At 52.7% G+C, this 2,992-nt stretch carries 1 rRNA gene; it reads left to right on the top strand.

The window, feature by feature from the left end:
- Nucleotides 1-67: 67 nt before the first annotated feature.
- Nucleotides 68-2,988: ribosomal RNA gene (locus WMZ97_RS21680) — 23S ribosomal RNA — on the top strand.
- The last annotated feature ends 4 nt before the right edge of the window (nt 2,989-2,992 follow it).

The raw sequence follows: 2,992 nt of genomic DNA, 5'->3' as shown, positions 1-2,992 counted from the left end.
TTTTGTACCTTGAAAACTAAATAAGAGAAAGACAACAACGACATCAAACGTTAAAGTTCTTAAATATAGTTAAGTGATAAAGAGCGCACGGTGGATGCCTTGGCACTAGGAGCCGATGAAGGACGGGACTAACACCGATATGCCTCGGGGAGTCGTAAGTAGACTGCGATCCGGGGATTTCCGAATGGGGGAACCCGCTGTTCGTAATGGAGCAGTACATGTACCTGAATACATAGGGTGCATGAGGCAGACCCGGGGAACTGAAACATCTCAGTACCCGGAGGAAGAGAAAGCAAACGCGATTTCCCAAGTAGCGGCGAGCGAAACGGAAACAGCCCAAACCAACAGGCTTGCCTGTTGGGGTTGTAGGACACTCCATTGGAGTTACCAAGAAATTCTTTAGATGAATCGATCTGGAACGATCAGCCAAAGCAGGTAAGAGCCCTGTAATCCAAAAGGAATTTCCTCCGGAGTGGATCCTGAGTACGGCGGAACACGTGGAATTCCGTCGGAATCCGGGAGGACCATCTCCCAAGGCTAAATACTCCCTAGTGACCGATAGTGAACCAGTACCGTGAGGGAAAGGTGAAAAGCACCCCGGAAGGGGAGTGAAATAGAACCTGAAACCGTGTGCTTACAAGTAGTCGAAGCCCGTTAATGGGTGACGGCGTACCTTTTGTAGAATGGACCGGCGAGTTACGATCGTATGCGAGGTTAAGTGGAAGACACGGAGCCGCAGCGAAAGCGAGTCTGAACAGGGCGAATATAGTATGCGGTCGTAGACCCGAAACCGTGTGATCTACCCATGTCCAGGGTGAAGGTCAGGTAACACTGACTGGAGGCCCGAACCCACGTATGTTGAAAAATGCGGGGATGAGGTGTGGGTAGGGGTGAAATGCCAATCGAACACGGAGATAGCTGGTTCTCTCCGAAATAGCTTTAGGGCTAGCCTCAAGGAGTGAGAGTACTGGAGGTAGAGCACTGATTGGACGAGGGGCCCTCACCGGGTTACCGAATTCAGTCAAACTCCGAATGCCAGCTACTTAACCTTGGGAGTCAGACTATGGGTGATAAGGTTCATAGTCGAAAGGGAAACAGCCCAGACCGCCAGCTAAGGTCCCAAAGTATACGTTAAGTGGAAAAGGATGTGGCGTTGCTTAGACAACCAGGATGTTGGCTCAGAAGCAGCCATCATTTAAAGAGTGCGTAATAGCTCACTGGTCGAGTGACACTGCGCCGAAAATGTACCGGGGCTAAACGTATCACCGAAGCTGCGGATTGTTCTTCGAACAATGGTAGGAGAGCGTTCAACGTGCTGTGAAGTCAGACCGTGAGGACTGGTGGAGCGCGTTGAAGTGAGAATGCCGGTATGAGTAGCGAAAAAAGAGTGAGAATCTCTTTCACCGAATGCCTAAGGTTTCCTGAGGAAGGCTCGTCCTCTCAGGGTTAGTCGGGACCTAAGCCGAGGCCGACAGGCGTAGGCGATGGACAACAGGCAGATATTCCTGTACCACCTCATGACCATTTGAGCAATGGGGAGACGCAGAAGGATAGGGAAAGCGCACCGATGGATGTGTGCGCCCAAGCAGTGAGTGAGTTGGATAGGCAAATCCGTCCAACAATCACAAGCTGTGATGGGGAGCGAAATTGTTCGCGAAGTTCCTGATTTCACACTGCCAAGAAAAACCTCTAGCGAGGTCACAGGTGCCCGTACCGCAAACCGACACAGGTAGGCGAGGAGAGAATCCTAAGGTGATCGGGAGAACTCTCGTTAAGGAACTCGGCAAAATGACCCCGTAACTTCGGGAGAAGGGGTGCTTCTTGCAAGAGAAGCCGCAGTGAATAGGCCCAAGCGACTGTTTAGCAAAAACACAGGTCTCTGCGAAGCCGAAAGGCGAAGTATAGGGGCTGACACCTGCCCGGTGCTGGAAGGTTAAGGGGAAGCGTTAGCGCTTTATGCGCGAAGCGTTGAACCGAAGCCCCAGTAAACGGCGGCCGTAACTATAACGGTCCTAAGGTAGCGAAATTCCTTGTCGGGTAAGTTCCGACCCGCACGAAAGGTGCAACGACTTGGGCACTGTCTCAACGAGAGACCCGGTGAAATTATAATATGCGTGAAGATGCGCATTACCCGCGACAGGACGGAAAGACCCCGTGGAGCTTTACTGTAGCCTGATATTGCATGTTGGTACAGCTTGTACAGGATAGGTGGGAGCCTTAGAAGCCGGAGCGCTAGCTTCGGTGGAGGCACCCGTGGGATACCACCCTGGTTGTACGGACATTCTAACCCAGGGCCGTGATCCGGTCCGGAGACAGTGTCAGGCGGGCAGTTTGACTGGGGCGGTCGCCTCCTAAAAGGTAACGGAGGCGCCCAAAGGTTCCCTCAGAATGGTTGGAAATCATTCGCAGAGTGTAAAGGCACAAGGGAGCTTGACTGCGAGACCTACAAGTCGAGCAGGGACGAAAGTCGGGCTTAGTGATCCGGTGGTTCCGCATGGAAGGGCCATCGCTCAACGGATAAAAGCTACCCCGGGGATAACAGGCTTATCTCCCCCAAGAGTTCACATCGACGGGGAGGTTTGGCACCTCGATGTCGGCTCATCGCATCCTGGGGCTGTAGTCGGTCCCAAGGGTTGGGCTGTTCGCCCATTAAAGCGGTACGCGAGCTGGGTTCAGAACGTCGTGAGACAGTTCGGTCCCTATCCGTCGTGGGCGTTGGAAGTTTGAGAGGAGCTGTCCTTAGTACGAGAGGACCGGGATGGACACACCGCTGGTGTACCAGTTGTTCCGCCAGGAGCATAGCTGGGTAGCTACGTGTGGCAAGGATAAGTGCTGAAAGCATCTAAGCATGAAGCCCCCCTCAAGATAAGACTTCCCATCACTTCGAGTGAGTAAGATCCCTCAGAGACGATGAGGTTGATAGGTCCGAGGTGGAAGCGTGGTGACACGTGGAGCTGACGGATACTAATCGATCGAGGACTTATCTATATCT

The organism is Lentibacillus songyuanensis, from assembly GCF_039548255.1.
Taxonomy (GTDB): Bacteria; Bacillota; Bacilli; order Bacillales; family Amphibacillaceae; genus Lentibacillus_C; species Lentibacillus_C songyuanensis.
Note: the sequence above shows the minus strand (reverse complement) of the source record. Positions and strands in the feature narration are given on the sequence as shown.